This window comes from Alcanivorax sp. HI0083, assembly GCF_001635175.1.
In genome coordinates this window covers 1-1,470 of record NZ_LWFX01001520.1, presented here as the reverse complement: position 1 = coordinate 1,470, position 1,470 = coordinate 1, and the positions used below count along the sequence as shown (strand labels likewise).

1 pseudogene is annotated in these 1,470 nt (G+C 62.4%); it reads right to left on the bottom strand.

The annotated features are described in order from the left end of the window. Positions 1–1,458: pseudogene (locus tag A3754_RS22895) on the bottom strand (efflux RND transporter permease subunit); the annotation flags it as partial. Positions 1,459–1,470 lie beyond the last annotated feature (12 nt).

Genomic DNA, 1,470 nt, shown 5'->3' with positions numbered 1-1,470 from the left:
CAGGGTGCCGTATTCATCACCGAACTTGTCCTGGCGCCCGCCGATATTGGGGAAGCCGGCGGCGGCGCCGTGGTGGCTGATGATGGTGTGGACCAGATGCCCGCCCAGTTCCTCGTTGGTTTCTTCCAGGGTGTGTTCCAGCTCGGCCAGGAAGTTGTCCACCTGTTGTTTGTCGGTGCCGGAGGAAAACTCCACCACGGCACGCAGCTGGTCGCCATCCACCGGTGGGAAGAAGGTGAACTTGAGCCAGCCGGTGGCCACCAGTGACAGGGCGACAATAAAGGCGCAGACGGCCGACACGCTGACCAGTTTGCGGTGGTCGATGGACCATTCCACCAGGGGGCGGAAGCGCTCATCCCGGAAACGATTGAAACCGGCGTCGATGCGTTCGCGCAGGCCACTGGCCTTGACCTCAATGCCGCGAAAACTGTGGTGCAGGTGGCCGGGCAGCACCAGAAAACATTCCATCAGGGAGGCGAGGATCACACAGATCATCACGAAGGGAATGTCGAAAGCGATCTTGCCCATGGCGCCGCCCATCATGCCCAGCGGCAGGAAGGCGGCGATGGTGGTGGTGGACGATGCCACCACTGGCCAGAACATGCGCCGCGCACCCCCCAGGGCCGCGCGCTGGGCGGATTCGCCCTGCTGCAGATGGGTGAGGGTGTCTTCGCCCACCACGATGGCGTCGTCCACGATCAGGCCCAGGGCCAGAATCAGGCCGAACAGGCTGATCATGTTGATGGTGCCGCCGAACACCCAGAGTATTCCGAGGGTGGCCATGAACGACACGGGAATACCAATCGTGACCCACCTGGCCACCCGGGAGTTAAGAAAGAAGTAGAGGGTCAGTACCACCAGCACCAGCCCGGAAATACCGTTCCACAGCAGGGTGGAAATACGTTCCTGCACGTGCTTCCAGGCTTCGAAATAGAACGTCATTTTGACGCCGGCGGGCAGCGAATCTTTGTGCTCGGCGCCCCATGCACGGACCTATTTTGCCAGGTCCAGCATGTCGTCATCTTCGCCGCGCATCACCTGCAGTTCGATGGCAGGTTTGCCTTCGAAGGTGAGCGTGGCCTGATCATCCCGGGGGCGTCGTTCGATGATGGCCACGTCGCCCAGGCTCAGCTGCTGGCCGTCGGCAGTGGTGATCAGGGGCAATTCGGCAAACGCCCTTTCGTCACGGCGCTGGCCCAGTGCCCGCAGTTGTTTGGCGGCGTCGTCACGGCCCACGGTGCCGGCGGGGGTGTCCTGGCTGAAGCTGCGAACCTTGTCGCCGATCTGCCCCAGGGTCATGCCCAGATCGTGCAGGGTGCTGGTGGGCACCTGGATGGCCATTTCTTCTTCCGGCAGGCCGATGAATTCCACTTTGCCGGCGCCCAGCGCCAGCAGCTCATCTTCCATTTCCCGCACCAGCGTGCGCAGTTCCTTCCGGCTGCCGTTTTCCGTGGACACCAGAATTGAGGT